This is a genomic window from Neisseria brasiliensis, from assembly GCF_009671065.1.
GTDB lineage: Bacteria > Pseudomonadota > Gammaproteobacteria > Burkholderiales > Neisseriaceae > Neisseria > Neisseria brasiliensis.
Map to the genome: position 1 here is coordinate 866,299 of NZ_CP046027.1, position 24,708 is coordinate 891,006.

Here is a 24,708-nt window from a genome sequence, read left to right on the forward strand (position 1 = left end):
CTTTCACCCAATGGAAAAGCGAAGATGTTAAACGAAGCATTATAGCAAAAAGCCGTTGTTTTGGAATAAAAACAATACACTGCCGTTCAGACGGCCTAAGTATGCCGCTGCATTTGCGCCAGTGTTTTAGGATTAGCGGCAAACCAAGCCAGCAGGCATTCAATTGCCATCAAGCCGGTCAGCACGCCCATCGATGCCGACCACGAGCCGAACACGTCATACAACACGCCCATACCCAAAGGCCCAGCCACCGCAATCAAATAGCCCACCGCCTGCGCCATGCCCGACAAAGAAGCGGCTTGCTGCGGTGAATCCGTGCGCATGGCAAACAGCATCAACGCGGCGGAAAACACGGCTGAAGCACCAAATCCGGTGCACACCACCCACAGCCACATACTCGCTTGATTGCCCAACCAAATGCCGGCAATACCGACGGTTAAAATCAACGCCGCGGCCAAAATGACTTGCTGCGTTTTATATGTTTTGCCCAACAAGGCAGTAATCGACAAAGCTCCGACCAACGAAGCCACTTGCAACAGCGAACTATGTCCGCCCGCCGCCAAAGCAGTCATGCCCTTCTCGACCAACACCGACGGCAGAAAGCTCACCACCGAATAAAACATCAGCGACTGAATACCCATAAACGCGCTGATGCACCATGCCGTTGGCGAGCGCCACACATTCAGGCCGTCTGAACGCTGCGGCGGTGTCTCGACTGCATTGGTGCGCAGGTTTTTGCGTGCCAAACACCAAATCACCAAAGCAAAAGCAGCAAACGGCCACCACACGCCCAGCGACCAGCGCCAATTCTGCCATTGCGCCAACGGAACCGCCCATGCGGCCGCCAAAGTGGCCGATACCGACATCGCCGCAGATAGCGTCCCCACCACCAAACCTACCCGCGTCGGCAGATTGCGTTTGGCCAAAGCCGGCAGCAGCACATTGCCCATTGCAATCGCCGCAGACAAAATAATCGTGCCCCACATCAGCAGCGTAGCGGAAGGATATGCTGAGCGCAGCGCAATGCCTGCTATCATCAGCACGATAGAGCCGATTAACACGTTTTCCATGCCGAAACGCTTGGCCAACTGTGCCGCCAAAGGTGAGAACAGGGCAAATGCCAGCAAGGGCAAGGCGGCGACCATGCCCATAAATGAACCGGATACGCCAAGTTCATCACGGATAAAACCGACCACCGGCCCCAAGGCCACTAAAGGCGCGCGCAAATTGACGGCCAAAACGACCACGGCAAACAATAAAAAGCCGAGTGATAAAGCGGCAGATCGGCGCGTTTGGTTTTTATTCATCGGGTTACTCTTATTGCGTTCAGACGGCCTATTATCACTATCAGGCCGTCTGAAAAATTTGCAAAACATTGGCAATAGAAATCTTTTCAAGCATTGTAAAGGAATTTACCGGCCGACACGAACCGCCGTTTTACCTACCTATTTAGGCCGTCTGAACGCGTCAAATTCAGACGGCCTGTCATCAAACATTCACACAGCTTGATTATGCTTGCCCGTTGCCGTTTAGCGCCCATTCAAACTCAACCGGCCACGGTTACACCGCCCTAAAAACGCGCTATACTGATATTCGATAAATGACTTTATTTTAACAAGATACCTATGCCCAAATAGGGGAAAAATTATGCCTGATCAAAACCGAATTCTCTGCCGCGAGCTAAGCCTGCTCGAATTCAACCGCCGTGTGTTGGCACAAGCGCAAGACCCAAGCGTGCCGCTGTTGGAACGTTTGCGTTTTCTGTGTATCGTGTCGTCTAACTTAGATGAGTTTTTTGAAGTGCGCGTCGCTTCGTTGAAACGCGACCAAAAGCTCCGTCCGCATGTTGTGCTCGACAACGGCAAAACGCCGTCTGAAACGCTTGAAGATGTTTCCGTGCAAGCATACGCCTTGATTGAAGAACAATACGCGCTGTTTAATGAAGTGTTGCAACCGGAACTGGCCAAACAAGGCATTCATTTCTACCGCCGCCACACGTGGACGCCCGAGCAGCAAAAATGGATTAACGAATATTTCGACAACGAATTGATGCCGATTTTGACCCCCATCGGCCTTGATCCGTCGCATCCCTTCCCGCGCGTGTTGAACAAATCCCTTAACTTTGCCGTAGAATTGGAAGGCACCGATGCCTTCGGCCGCCCGTCCAGCATGGCGATTGTGCAAGCGCCGCGCATTTTGCCGCGCGTGGTGAAAATGCCGTCTGAAATTTGCGATGGCAATGAAGGTTTCGTGTTCCTGTCGTCTATTTTGCACGCGCATGTGCATAAGCTGTTTTTGGGCATGGAAGTCAAAGGCTGTCATCAATTCCGTTTGACGCGCGACAGTGATTTGACCGTTGACGATGATGATTTGGAAAACCTACGCACCGCCATTCAGAGCGAATTGCGCGACCGCGAGTACGGCGACGGCGTGCGCTTGGAAGTGGCCGATACCTGTCCGCAACATATCTGCCAGTTCCTGCTCAACCAATTCAAATTGAAACCATCCGAAGTATATCAGGTAAAGGGACCGGTCAATCTGGTGCGTTTGAATGCCGTGCCTGATTTAGTTGACCGCCCCGATTTGAAATTTGCGCCACCGGCAACGGTAGGCCGTCTGAAAAAATTGGGCAAAAACGGCTCTGTTTTGGACTTAGCCAGGCAAGGTCCGATATTACTGCACCATCCTTACCAGTCGTTTGACCCGGTGGTTCAAATGATTCGCGAGGCGGCCAGCGATCCGGATGTATTGGCCGTCAAGATGACTATTTACCGCACCGGCAGCAATTCCGAATTGGTTAAAGCGCTGATGCGTGCCGCATTGGCAGGCAAACAAGTCACCGTGGTGGTCGAATTGATGGCGCGTTTTGACGAAGCCAACAACGTCAGCTGGGCACAGCAACTGGAAAATGTCGGTGCGCACGTGGTGTATGGTGTATTTGGTTACAAAGTGCACGCCAAAATGGCCTTGGTTATCCGCCGTGAAGAAGGCCTTCTGAAAAGCTATGCGCACTTGGGCACGGGCAACTATCACCAAGGCACATCGCGCATTTACACCGACTTTGGTTTGATTATCGATGATGCCGCCATTACCGCCGATGTGAACACCTTATTTATGGAAATCACCGGCTTAGGCAAGCCAGGCCGTCTGAACAAATTGTATCAAAGCCCGTTTACGCTGCATCCGATGATCATCAGCCGCATTCAGCAGGAAACGGAAAATGCTCGCGCCGGTAAACCGGCCAAAATCATTGCCAAGATGAATTCTTTGATTGAGCCAAGCGTGATTGAAGCCTTGTATGCAGCCAGCGCCGCCGGTGTGCAAATTGACCTGATTGTACGCGGCATGTGCACCCTGCGCCCCGGCGTGAAAGGCTTGTCGGACAACATCCGTGTGCGTTCCATCATCGGCCGCCAACTCGAACACTCGCGCATTTTCTACTTCTACAACAGCGGCAAAGAAGACACCTATATTTCCAGCGCCGACTGGATGGGGCGCAACTTCTTCCGCCGTATCGAAGTGGCCACGCCGATTCTTGACCCCACGCTGAAAGCGCGTGTGATTCGCGAAGGTTTAACCATGGCATTGGAAGACAATACCAAAGCATGGGAAATGCAACCTAACGGCTCGTATATCCGTGTTCAAGCTGCAGAAGGCGACGCATTGGTGAATCTGCAAGAAGATTTGTGGGCGATGTACAGTAAATAATCTTTCTTAGTTTAATAAGAAAGGCCGTCTGAAAACAAGTGAACTGCACCCCAAAAGTTGGACACTTTCCCCCCAACTTAAAAAGGTGCAGTTTTCTTATGTCCAAATATACACTAGACTTCAAATACCGAGCCGTACTCCATTACCATCAAGTGCACAGCCAACAGCGCACCGCAGACCATTTCAACGTCTCACGCACACATCTGCGCCGTTGGATTGCCGCCTACCGACAAGGCGGTATAACCGCACTTCAACACCCACAGGCTACGCTTATGAAGACTATGCAGACCAAACGCAAGAATCCCTTTATCGTCGACAAACCTGACCATGAAAAAACTCAGGCAGAGCTGATTGAAGAGTTACGCTACATGAGGGCGGAGAACGACTACCTAAAGCACATGAAAGCCCTCAACGAAAAGAACGCCGCCAACGCTGCGAAACCGTTCAAACGCTGAGGGCGAAGCACCCGCTGAAATACCTGTTGCACAGTGCCGGCATACCCAAAAGCAGTTTCTACTACCACATCGGCAGACCTGATCCCGATATAGAAGCCAAAGCAGCGGTGAGTGAAGTCTATCACCAACACAAAGGCCGCTACGGCCAACGGCGGATTGGTGCCGTATTGTCGTGGAATAAAAAGAAAGTGCAACGTATTATGAGACTATTGGGGCTAAAAGCCAAAGTGCGCAACAAAAAAGCCTATCGTCCACAGGTCATAGGCGAGACCTCGAAAAACATCCTTAAGCGTGCATTCACTGCCGATAAAGCAGGAGCTAAATGGTTGACCGATGTGACCGAGTTTAAATGCACCGACGGCAAACTGTACTTATCACCGATACTGGATGTATTCAATCGTGAGATAGTGGCTTATGAGCTCAGTAGAAAGCCGGACAGCAAGATGGTGATGCAGATGCTGGATAAGGCATTCGGCCGTCTGAACGGACAAACGCCGCTGCTGCATTCCGACCAAGGTGTGCTTTACCGAACTCAGGCTTATCGGGCGAAACTGGCCGAGAAAGGCATTGTGCAAAGCATGTCGCGCAAAGGGAATTGCTGGGATAACGCACCGATGGAGAGTTTCTTCGGGACATTGAAGGTGGAGAGCTTCTATCAGGAAGGTGTGTTATCGGTGACAGAGTTGACCAAAGTGATAGATGATTACATACGTTACTACAATTATGAACGTATTAGTTTGAATTTAAAAAAGCTGAGTCCTGTGGCTTACAGAACCCAGCTTGAACAGGCTGTTTGAGAAAGATTATTAACTTGTCCAAGAATTGGGGGACAGTTCATACTTTTCAGACGGCCTGAGACTTTTGCAAAATCTCAAGAACCAACAATAAAAGCCCTAAAGGCCGTCATTCCCGCGTAGGCGGGAATCCATCGTGACCTCTATGAAACCTATTTTATTCAGAAGCTTGCTATGCTTAAAAATGGATTCCCGCCTACGCGGGAATGACGGCGGTTTTGTGTGTGCAAGCTTTTGAAGAAGTTTTGCAAAGGTCTCAAGCTTTCGGTCTGAGCTTCAACAACCTTTAGACGATAAAAAAGCACGGTTTCCACCGTGCTTTTTTGAAGCAAAAATGCTTATTTGTTTTTTTGCGAACGAAGATAATCCAAGGTTCTGAGCTGGGCGATGGCTGCGGCCAAAGCAGCATGTGCTTTTGCCAAAGATTCATCGTCTTGCGCCTTAGAAATACGGTCTTCCGCTGCTTTCTTAGCTTGCTCGGCACGCTCCTGATCCATCTCCGCACTGCGGACGGCAACGTCCGCCAATACGGTAATTTTCTCAGGCTGCACTTCCAACAAACCGCCGGAAACAGCAACCAACACTTCTTCAGCCTGACCCGGCACGGTCAAACGCAATGCACCGGGACGTACCAAACTCATGATCGGCTCGTGTCGCGGGTAAATACCGAGCTCACCTTGTACAGTCGGAACCACCACAAAGCTGGCTTCGCCTGAATAGATGTTTTGTTCGCTACTGACCACTTCAACTTGCATGATGCTCATGCCGGCCTCCTTAGTTTAAGGTTTTCGCTTTCTCGGCTGCTTCTTCGATGCCGCCCACCATGTAGAACGCTTGTTCTGGCAAGTGGTCGTATTCACCGTTCAAGATGGCTTTAAAGCCGGCGATGGTGTCACGCAATGCCACATATTTACCTGGAGAACCGGTAAATACTTCAGCAACGTGGAACGGTTGTGACAAGAAGCGTTGGATTTTACGGGCACGCATTACAGTCAGTTTGTCTTCGTCAGACAATTCGTCCATACCCAGAATGGCGATAATATCGCGCAATTCTTTGTATTTTTGCAAAGTAGACTGAACGCCGCGTGCAACATCATAGTGCTCTTGGCCCAATACCATCGGATCCAACTGACGTGAAGTAGAGTCCAACGGGTCAACGGCAGGGTAAATACCCAAAGAAGCAATATCACGGCTCAATACCACGGTTGCATCCAAGTGGGCAAAGGTTGTTGCCGGAGACGGGTCAGTCAAGTCATCCGCAGGTACGTAAACGGCTTGGATAGAAGTAATCGAACCAGTTTGCGTAGAGGTAATACGCTCTTGCAAACGACCCATTTCTTCAGCCAAAGTCGGTTGATAACCTACTGCAGACGGCATACGACCCAACAATGCAGATACTTCGGTACCGGCCAAAGTGTAGCGGTAGATATTGTCTACGAAGAACAATACGTCGCGGCCTTTGCCGTTTTCGTCTTTTTCGTCACGGAAGTACTCAGCCATAGTCAAACCGGTCAAAGCAACGCGCAAACGGTTGCCCGGAGGTTCGTTCATCTGACCGTAAACCATGGCTACTTTATCCAATACGTTGGAATCTTTCATCTCGTGGTAGAAGTCGTTACCTTCACGAGTACGCTCACCTACACCGGCAAACACAGACAAACCGCTGTGCGCTTTGGCGATGTTGTTGATCAATTCCATCATGTTTACGGTTTTACCCACACCGGCACCACCGAACAAGCCTACTTTACCGCCTTTGGCAAACGGACAAAGTAAGTCAATTACTTTAATACCGGTTTCCAACAATTCGGTTGCAGCTGAAAGCTCGTCGAATTTAGGTGCAGACTGGTGAATCGCGCGAGTTTCAGCAGCAGTCACAGGGCCTGCTTCGTCAACCGGGTTACCCAATACGTCCATAATACGGCCCAATGTTGCCTGACCCACAGGTACGGCAATCGGAGAACCGGTATTGCTTACGGTCATACCGCGTTTCAAACCGTCTGAACTACCCATTGCAATGGTACGCACCACGCCGTCGCCCAAAAGTTGTTGCACTTCCAGGGTCAGACCGGTTTCGTCCAATTTCAGGGCATCGTAAACGTGCGGGATAGCATCGCGTGGAAATTCCACGTCAACTACGGCACCAATAATTTGTACGATTTTGCCTTGGCTCATTATCGTATCCTATTTTCTGTACAGTTTCAGACGGCCTAAACAGCCGCTGCACCTGCAACAATTTCTGACAATTCTGTGGTAATCGCAGCTTGACGCGATTTGTTGTACACCAAGCGCAGCTCTTTAATGGCATTGCCTGCGTTGTCGGTAGCGGCTTTCATCGCTACCATACGCGCGGCTTGTTCAGATGCCATGTTATCAGCCAATGCTTGATAAACCACAGATTCTAAATAGCGGCGAACCAGATATTCCAATACAGCAACAGGACTCGGCTCATAACGGTATTCCCAACCATATTGAGAATCGGGATTGACTTGTTCAATCTCGTTTTGACCGATAGGCAGCAATACTTCCATACGTGGCTCTTGGCGCATGGTATTCACAAAACCAGAATACACCAAGTGAATCACATCTAATTCATGTTTTTCGTAGCGTTGGAAAATTTCAGTCAACGGACCCAGCAACAATTCCATTTTAGGCGTATCGCCCAAATTCACTGCACTGGCAATCACGTTTAAACCGATACTTTGGCAAGCTGCCAAACCTTTACTGCCCAGACACACGACATCAACTTCAATGCCCTGCTCCTGATACTCTTGAACTTGCGCCAAAAATTTCTTCAATACATTGGCATTCAAGCCACCGCACAAACCTTTATCAGTCGTCATCAAGATGAAACCGGCACGGCGTACTTCGCGATGCGGTTCTAACAATTTAATGCCGTGATCGGTTTCGGTTTGTGCCAAATGGCTCATTACCGTACGTACTTTTTCGGCGTACGGACGCGCTAAGCGCATCCGTTCCTGAGTCTTCCGCATTTTAGAGGTAGACACCATTTGCATCGCTTTAGTGATCTTTTGGGTATTCTGAACACTGCGAATTTTGGTGAGAATCTCTTTTCCTACTGCCATTTCAGACTCCTTTCATCTGCTATTCTTAGGCTTGGTAAGCGTAAGAAGATTTGAAAGTTTTCATGGCTTCGGTCAATGCTTGTTCCGCTTCATCAGACATCGCGCCTGAAGCATTAATCGCATTCAGCACATCCGGCAATTGGGTACGGACATAGCTCAAGAATTCCGCTTCAAAAGCCAATGCTTTAGAAACTGGAACATCAGAATACGAGCCATTGTTAATCGCCAACAAAGTCAATGCCATTTCAGCGGTGTTCAAGGTGTTGAATTGTTTTTGTTTCATCAATTCAGTCACCACTTCACCGTGTTGCAATTGTTTGCGTGTTGCTTCATCCAAATCAGATGCGAACTGAGAGAACGCAGCCAATTCACGATATTGCGCCAATGCCAAACGGATACCGCCACCCAGTTTTTTGATGACTTTGGTTTGCGCTGCACCACCCACGCGCGATACAGAAATACCGGCGTTGATTGCAGGACGGATACCAGAGTTAAACAGGTCGGTTTCCAAGAAGATTTGGCCGTCGGTAATCGAAATTACGTTGGTCGGTACGAATGCAGATACGTCACCGGCTTGGGTTTCGATAATCGGCAATGCGGTCAATGAACCGGTTTTACCTTTCACTTCGCCATTGGTCAGTTTTTCCACTTCATCTTCGTTGATACGAGCAGCGCGCTCCAACAAACGAGAGTGCAAGTAGAATACGTCACCCGGATAGGCTTCGCGGCCTGGCGGACGGCGCAGCAACAGGGAAATTTGACGATATGCAACGGCTTGTTTAGACAAGTCATCGTAAACGATCAAGGCATCTTCACCGCGGTCGCGGAAGAATTCACCCATGGTACAACCTGAGTAAGGGGCAATGTATTGCAATGCTGCTGCTTCAGAAGCAGTTGCTGCCACCACAATGGTGTGTTCCATTGCGCCATGCTCTTCCAATTTACGCACTACGTTGGCAATCGAAGATGCTTTTTGACCTACGGCAACATAGATACAAATCACACCGGTGCCTTTTTGGTTCACAATCGCGTCCAAAGCAACGGCGGTTTTACCGGTTTGACGGTCACCAATGATCAACTCACGTTGGCCACGACCTACCGGAACCATAGAGTCAATGGCTTTCAAGCCGGTTTGCATTGGTTGGTCAACCGATTTACGGGCAATTACACCTGGTGCAATTTTTTCGATTGGTGCAGAACCGGAAGCATTAATCGGGCCTTTACCGTCAATCGGACGACCCAATGCATCTACCACACGGCCTACCAGCTCGCGGCCTACCGGCACTTCTAAAATGCGACCGGTACAAGTAACGGTATCGCCTTCTTTGATGTGTTCGTATTCACCCAACACTACGGCACCAACGGAGTCACGCTCCAAGTTCATGGCCAAGCCGAAAGTGTTGCCTGGGAATTCGAGCATCTCACCTTGCATGGCGTCTGATAAGCCGTGAATACGTACGATACCGTCAGTCACAGAAATCACCGTACCGCGGGTACGTACTTCTGCGTTAACCGACAGATTTTCGATTTTGGCTTTAATCAAATCGCTAATTTCAGCAGGATTAAGCTGCATGAAAACTCTCCTAATTTGTCATAGTCGTATACAAGGCATTCAATTTACCTTGCACAGACAGATCCAAGACTTGGTCACCCACTTCTACTTTCACACCACCGATTAATTCCGGATCAATTTTCGTGCTCACTTGCAAATCGGTGTTGAAACGTGTTTTTAAAGTAGCGGTCAAATCAGCCAACTGCTCAGACGTTAATTCGTATGCGCTGTAAATAACGGCTGATTTGGTATTGTTGAGTGCCAAGACTAAGTCTTGATATTGCGCGTACACTTCCGGCAAAACATTCAAACGCTTTTGCTCGGCCAGAACGCTTACAAAATTTGTAAGGCTTACATCATTCAAACCGACCAAATCAGTCAATGCTTTTGCTTTATCGGAAGCAGCGGTTTCAGGCTGCTCGACCAGAGACAATACTTTCTGATCCTGCAACATTGCTGCCAATTCTTTCAGTCCGCCCAACCAAGACTCAATTTGGTTTTTTTCCTGTGCCAAACCAAATAATGCTTTTGCATAAGGTCGGGCAATCGTTGCGAACTCTGCCATAGGATTACAGCTCCTGTTTCAAAGTGTTGAGCATGGTTGCGTGTTTAGAAGCATCCACTTCGCTACGCAAGATAGACTCTGCACCTTTCACAGCCAATGCAGCAACTTGCTCGCGCAACGCTTCGCGCGCGCGGTTCATTTCCTGCTCAACATCGGCTTTAGCTTGTGCTGTAATGCGTGCGGCTTCTGTAGAAGCTTGCTGTTTGGCTTCTTCTACAATTGCAGCAGCACGTTTTTCGGCGTTAGCCACCATTTCGGCAACTTGTCCACGCCCTTCGGCCATGAGTTCTGCAACTTTCTTTTCTGCCTGCTCAAAATCGCTTTTACCGCGTTCGGCTGCAGCCAAACCCTCAGCAATTTTGGCGGCGCGCTCGTCCAACGCTTTTGCGATTGGCGGCCACACAAATTTCATGGTAAACCAAACCAAACCGAAAAAGACGATGATCTGCGCAAATAAGGTTGCATTAATATTCACTTTACTTAACCTTCGTATTAGGGTTAATCAAACAAACGATGAAACCGTTTGTAACGAACTTGTGTTCGGATTAGCCTGCAAACGGGTTAACGAAGGCGAACAGCAAGGCAATAGCAACACCGATCAAGAACGCGGCATCGATCAAACCAGCGATCAAGAACAGTTTGGTTTGCAATGGACCAATCAATTCAGGCTGACGAGCAGAAGATTCCAAGTATTTAGAACCTACCATAGCGATACCGATAGAAGCACCCAAAGCGCCCAAAGCTACGATCAAGCCACATGCAATAGCAATCAAACCCATTTTTAAAACTCCTTAAAAGAAAACAAAGGTTAAAACTACGTTGAAAAAATTGAAAAACTACTTAAAAAGAACAACTAAACTTAGTGTGCATCATGTGCTTGGCCAATGTAAACAAACGCCAGCGCCATGAAGATAAATGCCTGCAGGGTAATCACCAAAATGTGGAAAATCGCCCAAGCCAAACCGGCCAAAATGTGGAACATGAACAGAATCGGATCCATCACGCCAATGCTGCCGGAAGCTGCCCATGCACCACCCAACAAAGCAATCAGCAAGAATACCAGCTCACCGGCATACATGTTACCGAACAACCGCATACCGTGTGATACGGTTTTCGACAAGAATTCCACGATATTCAACAAAAAGTTGGCAGGTGCCAATTTCGCACCAAATGGTGCACTGAACATCTCGTGCATCCAACCGCCGAAGCCTTTGATTTTCACGTTGTAGTAAATACAAATAATCAAGACACCGATAGCCAATGCCAGCGTGGTATTCAAATCAGCGGTCGGCACGACACGCAATAATGCATAGTGGTCACCAGTAATGCCCTGCCAAGCCAGCGGCAACAAATCAACCGGCAGCAAGTCCATGGCATTCATCAGGAAAATCCATACAAACAAGGTCAAACCTAATGGCGCAACGGCTTTGCGTGATTGTTCGTTATGGATAATGCTTTTACACATATCATCCACAAACTCAAACAGGATTTCTACCGCAGCTTGAAAGCGGCCGGGCACGCCGGCGGTTGCTTTTTTGGCACCACGCCATAGGATAAAGCTACCGATAATCCCCAACACGACCGCAAAGAAAATTGCGTCCAAGTTGATGTAAGAGAAATCAGCGATATTTTTCAGGCCTTGGCCTTGGGTTACGTCCGACAAACTGGTCAAGCTTTGCAAGTGGTGCTTGATGTAGTCGGCAGCGGTCATAGATTCACCTGCCATAGTCTTTAACTCTCAAATAATACAAAAAAACCAAATGGCTGACGCCGAGCAATCCGAAGAAAAACGGAAGGAAAACCAGTGATTCATGCCAAATTGCAAACACAATCAGCATCAACACCAGCGACAGCACTACTTTTAAAACTTCTCCAAAAATAAACATCCTGCTTTGCAGGTAAGGATTATTTTTAACAAGCTTTAAAAGTAAAACTGCAATAGATGAAGGGATGAGATAGGTGATTCCGCCGGCTAATGCCGACCAAAAACCGCTTTTGCCTACGATTATCGCGCTTAAGGCAGAAACCGCAAACAAGACAATCACTTGTAAAATTAAAATCTGCTTCATATTTTTAAGGCGATTGAGCCACAATACCAAAGCGAGGCTACTATAATCAAGAAGTGCTATGTCGTCAAGCGATTGTTAAGCTTTGTGAAACGTTATTATTTGAGGATACTGCAATTTCAGAAAATTTCTTTGTTTGACAACTGCAATTTTGCGAGGATTTTAACACAAATTACACACTGTTACATACTTATTAATCTTGAAATACAATAATTTATAAACACCCAACATATTCCGTTGTTTTGACTTCACATAATCTCTTTGATTTCAATCAGATTTTAATAAGGCCGTCTGAAATTTTCAGACGGCCTGAAGCATCATTTTTTTGTGCAAATGAAACAGTTTTACTTAAAATTTTTGGTATTTAGCCCAAAATTAAAGGCTATGCATCGTATTGAATGCCCAATTGTTTCAACAGATATTCAAAGGTTTCCGGCGTGTCGAAATGCAACACGATTTTGCCCTTTTTCTGATTGGTGGTTTTGATTTCGGCATTCACACCTAATCGCTCGGTCAATGCGTCATTCAAACGTTGCACATCAGGACTGATGGTTTTCTTCGGCTCAACCTCTTTGCTTTGATGTGCCAACTGACTACGGCGCTCGACTTCACGCACCGACCAACCGTTTTTCACTGCCTTTTGCGCCAATTCCAATTGCTCGACCACCGGCAACGTCAACAACGCACGCGCATGCCCCATTTCCAAGCGGCGTTGGTAAAGCATATCTTGTACCGGTTCGGGCAAGCTCAACAAACGCAAACTGTTGGAAATCGCGCTGCGGCTTTTACCGACAGCCTTAGCCACGGTTTCATGCGTTAGGCCGAATTCATCGACCAAGCGTTTCAAGCCTTGTGCTTCTTCAATCGGATTCAGGTTTTCACGTTGCAGGTTTTCAATCAAGCCCATCGCCAGCGCGGTTTCGTCGCTGATGGTTTTGATAACCACCGGAATTTCAGTCAATCCGGCCAATTGCGACGCGCGCCAGCGGCGTTCACCGGCAATCAATTCATATTGCGACAAACCGTGTTCGCGCACAATCACCGGCTGAATCACGCCTTGCGCTTTAATCGAATCGGCCAACTCTTGTAACGCTTCGTCATCCATTTGCACACGCGCCTGATAGCGGCCGGGCTGGATATCGCTGATGGCGACAGAAGTCAGACGGTCGCTGGTGCTGTTGTCCACACCATTGGAAATCAGGGAATCTAAACCGCGGCCCAAACCGCCTTTCATTTTTGCCATATTGTTATCCTTTATTTTAACGGCGCCACAACAGCGCTTTTCAGACGGCCTTATCAAATCATGCGCTATTTTATCGGATATTGCTACGGATAGACAATTTGTATTCTATAATAACGCTTTCAGACGGCCTGACACAGAAAGGCAATACATGACACGTCGGCTCATCATCGGCATCAGCGGCGCAAGCGGTTTTCAATACGGCTACAAAGCCCTACAAATTCTGCAAAACTTGCCCGACATCGAAACGCATTTGGTGGTTTCCAAAGGTGCCGACATGACGCGTGCGCTGGAAACGCCCTATTCTAAGGAAGAAATCATGGCGATGGCCGATGTCGTGCACCCCATCGGCAATTTGGGCGCGGCGATCTCCAGCGGCTCTTTCCGCACCGCCGGTATGTTGGTGGCGCCCTGCTCCATGCGTTCACTGGCGGCCATTGCCCATGGCTACAACGACAACCTGCTCACACGAGCGGCAGACGTGGTATTGAAAGAACGCCGCCGCTTGGTGTTGATGGTGCGCGAATCGCCGCTGAATTTGGCGCATTTGGACAACATGAAACGCGTCACCGAAATGGGCGGCATCATCTTCCCGCCTGTGCCTGCGTTTTACCAACAGCCGCAATCGGTGGATGATATCGTCACCCACAGCGTCGGCCGCGCCTTGGAAATGTTTGACATTGATGTGCCTGAGTTGCCGCACTGGGGCGAAGGCGAATCAAAATAGATGAAATCAGCAGGAAATCATGAAGATTTTCTGCTAATACGATACTGAAACGACTGTGCCGTCTGAATGTTCAGACGGCCTGTTTTATGGGAAATCCTCATTCCCGATATTAAAGGAAACATCATGCATTTACCTGTCGGCCCTTTGGTTAATGCCGCGGCAATTATCGGCGGCGCCATCATCGGCCTCAGTCTTGGCGGCGCACTGCCTGAACGCGTGCGCGCCAATCTGCCCACTTTATTTGGTTTGTTGTGTATTGGTTTGGGGATTATGACCATTCCGGGTGTGAAATATTTTGCCGCAGTCAGCGTTGCTTTGGTGCTGGGTTTGGTTATCGGCGAATGGGTGGACATTGAAAAATGGATTAAACAGCTTGCAATTGCCAGCCAAAATCTTGTGGATAAAATTCTACCGAAAAAAGGCGACTTAAGTGCGGAAAAATTTTTGGAAAACTATGTGTCGCTGGTGATTTTGTTCTGCTTCAGCGGCATGGGGATTTTCGGCACGATGAACGAAGGCATGAGCGGCGATCCGTCGATTTTGTATATTAAAGCGATTTTAGACGTGTTCACTGCGATGATTTTCGCCATCAGCCTTGGCGCGATTGTGGCTTTTATCGCTATTCCGCAAACGCTGTTTCAATGCTTGCTGTTTTTCTTGGCCGCGCTGATTGTGCCACTTACCACGCCCGATATGCGTGCAGATTTTGCTGCTGCCGGTGGCCTGATGCTGCTGATGACAGGCTTGCGAATTATGGGAATCAAATCGTTTCCGGTGGCCAATATGCTGCCAAGCCTGATTTTGGTGATGCCGCTGTCGCATATTTGGGCAACGTATGTGGTGTAGCGTTCAGACGGCCTATTGGGCATTCAAAGCGGTAGATAGTTTAATTTCCAGCCGTATCGGCGTATCATGGTTTGCGCTTCACTCAACCACGGCCGATTCAGGCCGTCTGAAACGATAGGAGTCTTGATGAACGCTCTCCCCCACAATATGGCCAAATTTCTCCAACGTAACCATGTCGTCAGCATCGCCACTCAATCGAGCACAGGCGAATTATGGAGCGCCTGCTGCTTTTATGTATTCGATGAAGCCAATGCGCAACTGATTGTGTTGACTTCCCAAACCACGCAACACGGCAGCAACATGGCGGCGCAGCCCCGCATTGCCGGCACCATCTCCGGCCAGCCCGACAGCATCACCAAAATCAGTGGCATTCAGTTTCAAGCACAAGCTAAATGTTTAACCGACGAAGCCGAACGCAAAGCCGCTGTTGCCCTTTTTTACCATGCCCATCCGGTCGCACGCGCAATGAAAAGCGATGTCTGGGCATTGCGGCTGGATAAAGTGAAATTTACCGATAACAAATTAGTGTTCGCCCAAAAAACACATTGGACGCGTGAAGACAAGCATGAATCAAACGATAAGGCCGTCTAAAAAGACCAATGATGACTCAACATCTTATAATCTTTGCCGCTACATTTCAGATGGCCTATTTACGGAATGAACCCCATGAGCACTGAAAACTGGTGCGTGTATTTGATTTTGTGTGCCAACGAATCGCTTTATTGCGGCATTACCAACCGCCCGAACGAGCGTTTTCAAGCGCACCAAACCGGTAAAGGCGCTCGCTACACCCGCATTCACAAGCCCATCGCCATGCGCGTACTTTCAGACGGCCTCAGTAAAAGCGACGCACTCAAGCAAGAAATCGCCACCAAGAAATTAAATGCCGCACAAAAGCGCGTTTTATGGTTGGAAATGGCAAATGCACAAGAAATCAAGGCCGTCTGAAAGAAGCTAACAGAGATTTCAGACGGCCTACCACTCTACCCTGCTTTGTTATAAAATCCTTATTCTGTTCACTCAGGAAACCGATCATGACCACCGACATCCAACGCAATGTTGACGACAACGAAATCGCCAAATTCAGCCAAATTGCTGAAAAATGGTGGGATAAAAACAGCGAATTCAAACCGCTGCACGACATCAATCCGCTGCGCCTGGGTTACATCGATGGCTTAGGTCATTTGAGCGGCAAGCAGGTTTTGGATGTCGGTTGCGGTGGCGGCATTCTCGCCGAAAGCATGGCCAAACGCGGTGCATCGCATGTGACCGGCATCGATATGGCCGAAAAGTCTTTGAAAGTAGCTGAAGTGCACGCGGCGGAACAAAACGTCGATAATATTGCTTACCGCTGCGTACCTGTGGAAGAGTTGGCTGCTGAGCAACCACATAGCTTTGATGTGGTCACCTGCATGGAAATGCTCGAGCATGTGCCCGATCCGGCCGCTATTATCAAAGCCTGCGCACAATTGGTGAAACCTGATGGCATGGTGTTTTTCTCCACCATCAACCGCAATCCGAAATCTTATCTGCATTTGATTGTCGGCGCAGAATATGTATTAAACTTTGTACCGAAAGGTACGCACGACTGGCAAAAATTCATTACGCCTGCGGAATTGGCGCGGATGTGTCGCCAAGCCGGTTTGGATGTTGTCGATACAAAAGGCATGAAATACAATCTGTTAACTAAAGAATACAGCATCAGTGATGTGACGGACACCAATTATATGATTGCCTGTCGTCCGGCTTAATCACACAACAAAAGGCCGTCTGAAACATAATGTTTCAGACGGCCTTTTGTTGAACTTCATTAATTAACGCTTCATTTCGCCCTGAATGGCACGAATATTGGCTTCACGATCGCGTACTGCTTGGTTCAGACGGCTGATTTTGGCTTGATCGCCTTTCTTGCGCGCCACATTCAATTGCACTTTAGCACGCGCCAATGCAGCTTGCTCATTGCGGATTTCGTTTTGCAGAATCTGCTTGCGGGTAAGCTGTGGCTTCGGTTTGGCAACCGGTGCATTAATCACCGGCGCATGAATGATTTTGGCCTTGCGGTTCAGCTCGGCAGCTCGTGCTTGGGCTGATTTCAAATCACCGGCACTGGTTTTACGGCCTGATGTATCATTGCCATTGCGCAGCTTGATATTCATACGGGGATTAGCCGCTTCGGCGCTATTGGTTACGCTACCACTGGTGGCCTGTGGCAAAATTTTAATATCGCTGACATCCGGCGCAGCAGAACCTGGGGCTTCTTTTAAATCCACTTTCTCAGGTAAGGCTTTGGTCGCTTCTTCAGGTGCGACCTGAGCAGCGCCATTGGTATGGGATTCCTCACATTGCGTGCCGATTTTCTTTTCGGTAAAGACAATCCCGCCATCTACCTTACAGATATAAGTAACGGCTTGCGCCGACATGGCAGCAGTGCTCAGGCTCAATGCCAGAATCAGTTTTTGAAAAATAAGTTTCATGCTGTTTGTAAAGTCATTCAGATATGAGAGCGGCTATTATACTATGCCGTCTGTAAAGTGCGTAAATGCTGTGTTAAAGCGATGGAGATAATACGGCATAAATGTATTCAGACGGCCATATTGTATCTAAGGGTGCAGTGATTTTAAAATGCTCACCGCGATGTTGGAATTCTATTTGCCAAGCGTGTAAATACATTCGTTCGGCGGGCATTCCGCCATACAATTCATCACCCAGAATCGGGCTGCCTAAGCTTTTCATGGCAACACGCAATTGATGCGTTTTACCCGTGTGCGGTTGCAACACAAATAAGCGTAGGTTAGGTGCTATCGCATGGCTATGAAACTGAGTAATGGCAGGATTGGCCATATCTCGTGTTAACTTCCATGCCCCACGGCGGGATTTTTCCATTCTACCTTTAATCCAACCCTGCTTTTTGGATGGCTTTGTATCGCTCAGTGCCAAATAAGTTTTGCACATGGTTTTGTCAGAAAATTGTTGGGCCAATTCTGAAGCCGTTTGCTCATTGAGTGCTAACAACAATACACCGCTGGTTGCTTTATCCAATCGATGCAGCAACCATACCCTTTCTAAACCCAATTGTGCTGCCAGCGTTTGCGTCAAGCTGATTTGGTTTTCTTCCTGATGCACCGCAATGTGACAAGGTTTGTTGATGGCAACGAAGTTTTGATTCTGAAAAAGAATCACCCACATGTTCAGACGGCCTTAATTCAATGCAATACCTTGACCCATTAGCGTAATGGCACCCAACACACAAAATAAAATACACGCAGAAATGCGAACCGCTTTAGCCGGAATCTTCTTCATTAGCATCTGCCCTAAATAAACCACCGGCACATTTGCCAACATCAAGCCCAACACGCTACCACATATCACCCAAAACATCTCTTGATATTTGGCTGCTAACAATACTGTGGCAATTTGCGTTTTATCACCAATTTCTGCCATAAAAAACAGCACTACCGTTGCGCCAAAAGCACCATATTTCAGCCATCGGCTATCCGGATTCTCATCTTTATCCGGCAACAGCAACCACAGCCCTACCGCAATAAAACTCAAGCCGACGATCCATTTCATCAGTTCAGGCGAAATATATTGCGCCAGCCACACACCAATGACAGCAGAAAGCGCATGGTTCAGCAGCGTGGCCACAAAAATACCGAAAACAATGGCGTTCTTTTGTGAAAATCGAGTTGCTAAAAATAATGCGAGTAGTTGGGTTTTATCGCCAATTTCGGCAATCATCACACTCAATGTTGAAGAGAAAAAAGCTTCCATAAGATACTCAACCGTTTCGTGGGCAACATAAAAGCACAGCAATTGCCCACTGGAATTACCATGCTTTACGTCTTGCCTGTCATTCGTTTGAGCGAAGATGCGGTTACCATGCCGAAGCAATTATGTTGACAACCGCTCCGGAAACCGAATCATCCGGATGGCTACTCCCGTAAAGAGAAGCAAAATTATAATGCTTGTGCCTTATCTACACAACCTCTTTTAGGATTTAAGAAATGGAATATCCAATCAAAGGAACACAATACAATGCTTTTATTCAACTACAGTTGTATCACACGCTGTTGTATCAAACGTAAAGAAGCCCCTGACATTCATCAGAGGCTTCGGAATGGGTGTTTGGCAGTGACCTACTTTCACATGGAAGAACCACACTATCATCGGCGCTGAGTCGTTTCACGGTCCTGTTCGGGATGGGAAGGCGTGGGACCAACTCGCTATGGCCGCCAAACTTAAACTGTACAAATCGGTAAGCCGTTATGCAGTCTCCTGCACTTATTTATTCTTTAATCAACTGTTGGTGATGACTGAATCATCAGTAAGCTCTTATCTTTGAAGTTCTTCAAATGATAGAGTCAAGCCTCACGAGCAATTAGTATCGGTTAGCTTCACACATTACTGCGCTTCCACACCCGACCTATCAACGTCCTGGTCTCGAACGACTCTTTAGGAGGATTAAATCCTCAGGGAAGTCTCATCTTCAGGCGAGTTTCGCGCTTAGATGCTTTCAGCGCTTATCTCTTCCGAACTTAGCTACCCGGCTATGCCACTGGCGTGACAACCGGTACACCAGAGGTTCGTCCACTCCGGTCCTCTCGTACTAGGAGCAGCCCCCGTCAAACTTCCAACGCCCACTGCAGATAGGGACCAAACTGTCTCACGACGTTTTAAACCCAGCTCACGTACCACTTTAAATGGCGAACAGCCATACCCTTGGGACCGACTACAGCCCCAGGATGTGATGAGCCGACATCGAGGTGCCAAACTCCGCCGTCGATATGAACTCTTGGGCGGAATCAGCCTGTTATCCCCGGAGTACCTTTTATCCGTTGAGCGATGGCCCTTCCATACAGAACCACCGGATCACTATGTCCTGCTTTCGCACCTGCTCGACTTGTCGGTCTCGCAGTTAAGCTACCTTTTGCCATTGCACTATCAGTCCGATTTCCGACCGGACCTAGGTAACCTTCGAACTCCTCCGTTACTCTTTGGGAGGAGACCGCCCCAGTCAAACTGCCTACCATGCACGGTCCCCGACCCGGATTACGGGTCTGGGTTAGAACCTCAAAGTCACCAGGGTGGTATTTCAAGGACGGCTCCACAGAAACTAGCGTCTCTGCTTCTAAGCCTCCCACCTATCCTACACAAGTGACTTCAAAGTCCAATGCAAAGCTACAGTAAAGGTTCACGGGGTCTTTCCGTCTAGCAGCGGGTAGATTGCATCTTCACAACCACTTCAACTTCGCTGAGTCTCAGGAGGAGACAGTGTGGCCATCGTTACGCCATTCGTGCGGGTCGGAACTTACCCGACAAGGAATTTCGCTACCTTAGGACCGTTATAGTTACGGCCGCCGTTTACTGGGGCTTCGATCCGATGCTTGCACATCTTCAATTAACCTTCCAGCACCGGGCAGGCGTCACACCCTATACGTCCACTTTCGTGTTAGCAGAGTGCTGTGTTTTTAATAAACAGTCGCAGCCACCTATTCTCTGCGACCCTCCAATGCTTACAGAGCAAGTCTTTCACATCGAAGGGCATACCTTCTCCCGAAGTTACGGTATCAATTTGCCGAGTTCCTTCTCCTGAGTTCTCTCAAGCGCCTTAGAATTCTCATCCTGCCCACCTGTGTCGGTTTGCGGTACGGTTCTGATTCAACTGAAGCTTAGTGGCTTTTCCTGGAAGCGTGGTATCGGTTACTTCAGCACCTTGGTGCCTCGTCATCACTTCTCGGTGTTAAGAAGACCCGGATTTGCCTAAGTCTTCCACCTACCGGCTTAAACAAACTATTCCAACAGTTTGCTAACCTAACCTTCTCCGTCCCCACATCGCATTGAATCAAAGTACAGGAATATTAACCTGTTTCCCATCGACTACGCATTTCTGCCTCGCCTTAGGGGCCGACTCACCCTACGCCGATGAACGTTGCGTAGGAAACCTTGGGCTTTCGGCGAGCGGGCTTTTCACCCGCTTTATCGCTACTCATGTCAACATTCGCACTTCTGATACCTCCAGCACACTTCTCAATGCACCTTCTTCGGCCTACAGAACGCTCCCCTACCATACGTGTAAACACGTATCCGCAGCTTCGGTTATAGATTTGAGCCCCGTTACATCTTCCGCGCAGGACGACTCGACCAGTGAGCTATTACGCTTTCTTTAAATGATGGCTGCTTCTAAGCCAACATCCTGGCTGTCTGGGCCTTCCCACTTCGTTTACCACTTAATCTATCATTTGGGACCTTAGCTGGCGGTCTGGGTTGTTTCCCTCTTGACAACGGACGTTAGCACCCGCTGTCTGTCTCCCGAGGAGCAACTTGATGGTATTCTTAGTTTGCCATGGGTTGGTAAGTTGCAATAACCCCCTAGCCATAACAGTGCTTTACCCCCATCAGTCTCATACTCGAGGCACTACCTAAATAGTTTTCGGGGAGAACCAGCTATCTCCGAGTTTGTTTAGCCTTTCACCCCTATCCACAGCTCATCCCCGCATTTTGCAACATGCGTGGGTTCGGACCTCCAGTGCGTGTTACCGCACCTTCATCCTGGCCATGGATAGATCACTCGGTTTCGGGTCTACGCCCAGCAACTATTCGCCCTATTAAGACTCGGTTTCCCTACGCCTCCCCTATTCGGTTAAGCTCGCTACTGAACGTAAGTCGTTGACCCATTATACAAAAGGTACGCAGTCACGGAACATGTCCGCTCCCACTGTTTGTATGCATCAGGTTTCAGGTTCTATTTCACTCCCCTCCCGGGGTTCTTTTCGCCTTTCCCTCACGGTACTGGTTCACTATCGGTCGATGATGAGTATTTAGCCTTGGAGGATGGTCCCCCCATATTCAGACAGGATTTCACGTGTCCCGCCCTACTTGTCGTACGCTTAGTACCATTGATCAGATTTCGAATACGGGACTATCACCCACTATGGTCAAGCTTCCCAGCTTGTTCTTCTATCTCAACAATTATCACGTACAGGCTCCTCCGCGTTCGCTCGCCACTACTTGCGGAATCTCGGTTGATTTCTTTTCCTCCGGGTACTTAGATGGTTCAGTTCTCCGGGTTCGCTTCTCTAAGCCTATGTATTCAGCTTAGGATACTGCACAGTATGCAGTGGGTTTCCCCATTCGGACATCGCGGGATCAAAGCTTTATTGCCAGCTCCCCCACGCTTTTCGCAGGCTTACACGTCCTTCGTCGCCTATCATCGCCAAGGCATCCACCTGATGCACTTATTCACTTGACTCTATCATTTCAAGAACCTCTTTGACTTAATCCGCACTACCGTTGACAAGTAGTGGAACTAGATGTTTTTACTTTGATAAAGCTTACTGCTTTGTTGTGTCTTAACCCTGCCTTTTGTGTTTCAGGGTTAAGTCGATACAATCATCACCCAAATACTGTGATTTACTTCTTCACAACAATCAGCCATTTGCAAATAGCTAATTGTCAAAGTAAATCAACATTGTCTTTGTTTGTTGATTTCGGCTTTCCAATTTGTTAAAGATCGATGCTTTTCAATATTGCTATTGACTTCGCAAATCAAAATGAGCTGGCCATTATATCAGCCTTCTTTTTGCAGTCAAGCTTTTTCAGTCGTTAAACAAAAAATCAGCGCTAAGCGCTTTTTTATTTAACTTCTGCCAACTGACTTTGATTTGGGAAGTGTGTGGTGGAGGCAAACGGGATCGAACCGATGACCCCCTGCTTGCAAAGCAGGTGCTCTACCAACTGAGCTATGCCCCCAGTATGAGTTGTGGTGGGTCTGGGAGGACTTGAACCTCCGACCCCACGCTTATCAAGCGTGTGCTCTAACCAGCTGAGCTACAAACCCAAGGTCGTTATTTTGAAATCGTTTAAGTTCAGCTTTTAAACCGTTCTTTTTCAATCTCTCAATATCTTTTGCATCTTCTACAGTTTACCGATAAGTGTGAATGCGAGAAGCCTCTTCTTTTCTCTAGAAAGGAGGTGATCCAGCCGCAGGTTCCCCTACGGCTACCTTGTTACGACTTCACCCCAGTCATGAAGCATACCGTGGTAAACGGGCTCCTTACGGTTACCCTATCTACTTCTGGTATCCCCCACTCCCATGGTGTGACGGGCGGTGTGTACAAGACCCGGGAACGTATTCACCGCAGTATGCTGACCTGCGATTACTAGCGATTCCGACTTCATGCACTCGAGTTGCAGAGTGCAATCCGGACTACGATCGGTTTTGTGAGATTGGCTCCACCTCGCGGCTTGGCTACCCTCTGTACCGACCATTGTATGACGTGTGAAGCCCTGGTCATAAGGGCCATGAGGACTTGACGTCATCCCCACCTTCCTCCGGCTTGTCACCGGCAGTCTCATTAGAGTGCCCAACTGAATGATGGCAACTAATGACAAGGGTTGCGCTCGTTGCGGGACTTAACCCAACATCTCACGACACGAGCTGACGACAGCCATGCAGCACCTGTGTTACGGTTCCCGAAGGCACTCCTCCGTCTCTGGAGGATTCCGTACATGTCAAGACCAGGTAAGGTTCTTCGCGTTGCATCGAATTAATCCACATCATCCACCGCTTGTGCGGGTCCCCGTCAATTCCTTTGAGTTTTAATCTTGCGACCGTACTCCCCAGGCGGTCAATTTCACGCGTTAGCTACGCTACTAAGCAATCAAGTTGCCCAACAGCTAATTGACATCGTTTAGGGCGTGGACTACCAGGGTATCTAATCCTGTTTGCTACCCACGCTTTCGAGCATGAACGTCAGTGTTATCCCAGGGGGCTGCCTTCGCCATCGGTATTCCTCCACATCTCTACGCATTTCACTGCTACACGTGGAATTCTACCCCCCTCTGACACACTCTAGCTAGCCAGTTCAAAACGCAGTTCCCAGGTTGAGCCCGGGGATTTCACATCTTGCTTAACTAACCGTCTGCGCTCGCTTTACGCCCAGTAATTCCGATTAACGCTCGCACCCTACGTATTACCGCGGCTGCTGGCACGTAGTTAGCCGGTGCTTATTCTTCAGGTACCGTCATCACACAGTGATATTAGCACTATGCTTTTCTTCCCTGACAAAAGTACTTTACAACCCGAAGGCCTTCTTCATACACGCGGCATGGCTGGATCAGGCTTGCGCCCATTGTCCAAAATTCCCCACTGCTGCCTCCCGTAGGAGTCTGGGCCGTGTCTCAGTCCCAGTGTGGCGGATCATCCTCTCAGACCCGCTACTGATCGTCGCCTTGGTAGGCCTTTACCCCACCAACTAGCTAATCAGATATCGGCCGCTCAAATAGCGCTAGGCCCGAAGGTCCCCAGCTTTCCTCCTCAGAGAATATGCGGTATTAGCTAATCTTTCGATTAGTTATCCCCCACTACTCGGTACGTTCCGATATATTACTCACCCGTTCGCCACTCGCCACCCAAGAAGCAAGCTTCTCTGTGCTGCCGTCCGACTTGCATGTGTAAAGCATGCCGCCAGCGTTCAATCTGAGCCAGGATCAAACTCTTATGTTTAATCTCTAACTTATTTAACTTCTGGTCTGCTTCAAAGAAACTGACAAAGTATAGATAAATCTACATCTTGTCTGTTTTTGTCGCAGTGTGAGGCTTGTCGCACTCACACTTATCGGTAATCTGTTTGTTAAAGAGCAAGAACCGAATTATACATCACTCAAACTGCT

The 24,708-nt window shown here is 48.5% G+C and carries 22 protein-coding genes, 2 tRNA genes, 3 rRNA genes and 1 pseudogene; 9 read left to right on the plus strand and 19 right to left on the minus strand.

Annotated elements, in window-relative coordinates; translation table 11 throughout:
* Positions 1 to 95: 95 nt before the first annotated feature.
* Positions 96 to 1,307: an MFS transporter gene (locus GJV52_RS04370; RefSeq protein WP_095501930.1), complete on the minus strand. Its 1,212-nt coding sequence runs from the start codon at positions 1,305 to 1,307 to the stop codon at positions 96 to 98.
* A 340-nt stretch (positions 1,308 to 1,647) separates the two neighbouring features.
* Between GJV52_RS04370 and ppk1 the strand changes: the two genes are divergently transcribed.
* The 3 genes from ppk1 to GJV52_RS04385 all read left to right on the plus strand — a co-directional run bounded on the left by ppk1 (position 1,648) and on the right by GJV52_RS04385 (position 4,960).
* Positions 1,648 to 3,708 (plus strand): polyphosphate kinase 1, encoded by a 2,061-nt coding sequence (gene ppk1, locus GJV52_RS04375; RefSeq protein WP_100563784.1) that lies wholly within the window; start codon positions 1,648 to 1,650, stop codon positions 3,706 to 3,708.
* Positions 3,709 to 3,806: 98 nt separating this feature from the next.
* Complete coding sequence (locus GJV52_RS04380; RefSeq protein WP_095503833.1) at positions 3,807 to 4,163, plus strand: helix-turn-helix domain-containing protein; 357 nt, start codon at positions 3,807 to 3,809, stop codon at positions 4,161 to 4,163.
* A gap of 14 nt (positions 4,164 to 4,177) precedes the next feature.
* Positions 4,178 to 4,960, plus strand: coding sequence for an IS3 family transposase (locus GJV52_RS04385; RefSeq protein WP_229439506.1), 783 nt, complete (start codon positions 4,178 to 4,180; stop codon positions 4,958 to 4,960).
* Positions 4,961 to 5,295: 335 nt separating this feature from the next.
* On the opposite strand, the gene GJV52_RS04390 is transcribed toward GJV52_RS04385, so the two are convergent.
* The 10 genes from GJV52_RS04390 to GJV52_RS04435 form a co-directional block, all read right to left on the minus strand.
* On the minus strand, positions 5,296 to 5,721 hold the full coding sequence (locus tag GJV52_RS04390; protein WP_095501774.1) for a F0F1 ATP synthase subunit epsilon: 426 nt from the start codon (positions 5,719 to 5,721) through the stop codon (positions 5,296 to 5,298).
* Positions 5,722 to 5,731: 10 nt separating this feature from the next.
* The gene (gene atpD / locus GJV52_RS04395; RefSeq protein WP_095501773.1) at positions 5,732 to 7,129 is read right to left on the minus strand and encodes a F0F1 ATP synthase subunit beta; all 1,398 of its coding nucleotides are present in this window, start codon (positions 7,127 to 7,129) and stop codon (positions 5,732 to 5,734) included.
* Positions 7,130 to 7,164: 35 nt separating this feature from the next.
* Positions 7,165 to 8,040, minus strand: coding sequence for a F0F1 ATP synthase subunit gamma (gene atpG / locus GJV52_RS04400; protein ID WP_095501772.1), 876 nt, complete (start codon positions 8,038 to 8,040; stop codon positions 7,165 to 7,167).
* Between the two features lie 25 nt (positions 8,041 to 8,065).
* Positions 8,066 to 9,613 carry a F0F1 ATP synthase subunit alpha gene (atpA, locus tag GJV52_RS04405; RefSeq protein ID WP_100564351.1) on the minus strand — a complete coding sequence of 516 codons (1,548 nt, stop codon included), beginning with the start codon at positions 9,611 to 9,613 and terminating at the stop codon, positions 8,066 to 8,068.
* A gap of 10 nt (positions 9,614 to 9,623) precedes the next feature.
* Positions 9,624 to 10,157 (minus strand): F0F1 ATP synthase subunit delta, encoded by a 534-nt coding sequence (locus GJV52_RS04410; RefSeq protein ID WP_100564353.1) that lies wholly within the window; start codon positions 10,155 to 10,157, stop codon positions 9,624 to 9,626.
* Positions 10,158 to 10,161: 4 nt separating this feature from the next.
* Positions 10,162 to 10,632 (minus strand): F0F1 ATP synthase subunit B, encoded by a 471-nt coding sequence (locus GJV52_RS04415; RefSeq protein ID WP_095501769.1) that lies wholly within the window; start codon positions 10,630 to 10,632, stop codon positions 10,162 to 10,164.
* Positions 10,633 to 10,702: 70 nt separating this feature from the next.
* The gene (gene atpE / locus GJV52_RS04420) at positions 10,703 to 10,936 is read right to left on the minus strand and encodes a F0F1 ATP synthase subunit C (protein ID WP_004284425.1); all 234 of its coding nucleotides are present in this window, start codon (positions 10,934 to 10,936) and stop codon (positions 10,703 to 10,705) included.
* An 80-nt stretch (positions 10,937 to 11,016) separates the two neighbouring features.
* Positions 11,017 to 11,883, minus strand: a complete 867-nt coding sequence (gene atpB / locus GJV52_RS04425) for a F0F1 ATP synthase subunit A (RefSeq protein ID WP_095501768.1) — start codon at positions 11,881 to 11,883, stop codon at positions 11,017 to 11,019.
* Entirely contained in the window at positions 11,873 to 12,226 is a 354-nt protein-coding gene (locus GJV52_RS04430) for an ATP synthase subunit I (RefSeq protein ID WP_095501767.1), read from the minus strand. The genes atpB and GJV52_RS04430 overlap by 11 nt, the downstream gene beginning before the upstream one ends.
* A 379-nt stretch (positions 12,227 to 12,605) precedes the next feature.
* Positions 12,606 to 13,466, minus strand: coding sequence for a ParB/RepB/Spo0J family partition protein (locus GJV52_RS04435; RefSeq protein ID WP_100564355.1), 861 nt, complete (start codon positions 13,464 to 13,466; stop codon positions 12,606 to 12,608).
* Between the two features lie 98 nt (positions 13,467 to 13,564).
* Between GJV52_RS04435 and GJV52_RS04440 the strand changes: the two are divergent.
* The 6 genes and pseudogenes from GJV52_RS04440 (at position 13,565) to ubiG (ending at position 16,787) form a co-directional block, all read left to right on the plus strand.
* Positions 13,565 to 14,190: pseudogene (locus tag GJV52_RS04440) on the plus strand (UbiX family flavin prenyltransferase).
* A gap of 123 nt (positions 14,191 to 14,313) precedes the next feature.
* Entirely contained in the window at positions 14,314 to 15,036 is a 723-nt protein-coding gene (locus tag GJV52_RS04445) for a DUF554 domain-containing protein (RefSeq protein WP_100564359.1), read from the plus strand.
* Positions 15,026 to 15,154, plus strand: coding sequence for a hypothetical protein (locus tag GJV52_RS13370; RefSeq protein WP_255408778.1), 129 nt, complete (start codon positions 15,026 to 15,028; stop codon positions 15,152 to 15,154). The genes GJV52_RS04445 and GJV52_RS13370 overlap by 11 nt, the downstream gene beginning before the upstream one ends.
* 8 nt (positions 15,155 to 15,162) lie before the next feature.
* Entirely contained in the window at positions 15,163 to 15,627 is a 465-nt protein-coding gene (locus tag GJV52_RS04450; protein ID WP_100564361.1) for a PNPOx family protein, read from the plus strand.
* Between the two features lie 75 nt (positions 15,628 to 15,702).
* Complete coding sequence (locus GJV52_RS04455) at positions 15,703 to 15,984, plus strand: GIY-YIG nuclease family protein (RefSeq protein ID WP_100564363.1); 282 nt, start codon at positions 15,703 to 15,705, stop codon at positions 15,982 to 15,984.
* A gap of 86 nt (positions 15,985 to 16,070) precedes the next feature.
* Entirely contained in the window at positions 16,071 to 16,787 is a 717-nt protein-coding gene (gene ubiG, locus GJV52_RS04460; RefSeq protein WP_095501762.1) for a bifunctional 2-polyprenyl-6-hydroxyphenol methylase/3-demethylubiquinol 3-O-methyltransferase UbiG, read from the plus strand.
* Positions 16,788 to 16,850: 63 nt separating this feature from the next.
* On the opposite strand, the gene GJV52_RS04465 is transcribed toward ubiG, so the two are convergent.
* From GJV52_RS04465 to GJV52_RS04500, 8 genes are all read right to left on the minus strand, one after another.
* Positions 16,851 to 17,510 carry a hypothetical protein gene (locus GJV52_RS04465; RefSeq protein ID WP_095501761.1) on the minus strand — a complete coding sequence of 220 codons (660 nt, stop codon included), beginning with the start codon at positions 17,508 to 17,510 and terminating at the stop codon, positions 16,851 to 16,853.
* 73 nt (positions 17,511 to 17,583) lie between these two features.
* Positions 17,584 to 18,222 (minus strand): TIGR01621 family pseudouridine synthase, encoded by a 639-nt coding sequence (locus GJV52_RS04470; RefSeq protein ID WP_100564365.1) that lies wholly within the window; start codon positions 18,220 to 18,222, stop codon positions 17,584 to 17,586.
* Positions 18,223 to 18,234: 12 nt separating this feature from the next.
* Positions 18,235 to 18,807, minus strand: coding sequence for a TMEM165/GDT1 family protein (locus tag GJV52_RS04475; protein ID WP_100564367.1), 573 nt, complete (start codon positions 18,805 to 18,807; stop codon positions 18,235 to 18,237).
* A 352-nt stretch (positions 18,808 to 19,159) separates the two neighbouring features.
* A 5S ribosomal RNA gene (gene rrf, locus GJV52_RS04480) occupies positions 19,160 to 19,273 on the minus strand.
* 120 nt (positions 19,274 to 19,393) lie between these two features.
* Positions 19,394 to 22,285, minus strand: a 23S ribosomal RNA gene (locus tag GJV52_RS04485).
* A gap of 424 nt (positions 22,286 to 22,709) precedes the next feature.
* A tRNA-Ala gene (locus tag GJV52_RS04490) sits at positions 22,710 to 22,785 on the minus strand.
* An 11-nt stretch (positions 22,786 to 22,796) separates the two neighbouring features.
* A tRNA-Ile gene (locus GJV52_RS04495) sits at positions 22,797 to 22,873 on the minus strand.
* A gap of 127 nt (positions 22,874 to 23,000) precedes the next feature.
* Positions 23,001 to 24,541: ribosomal RNA gene (locus GJV52_RS04500) — 16S ribosomal RNA — on the minus strand.
* Together the 16S, 23S and 5S rRNA genes with 2 tRNA genes alongside form the textbook arrangement of a ribosomal RNA operon.
* Positions 24,542 to 24,708 lie beyond the last annotated feature (167 nt).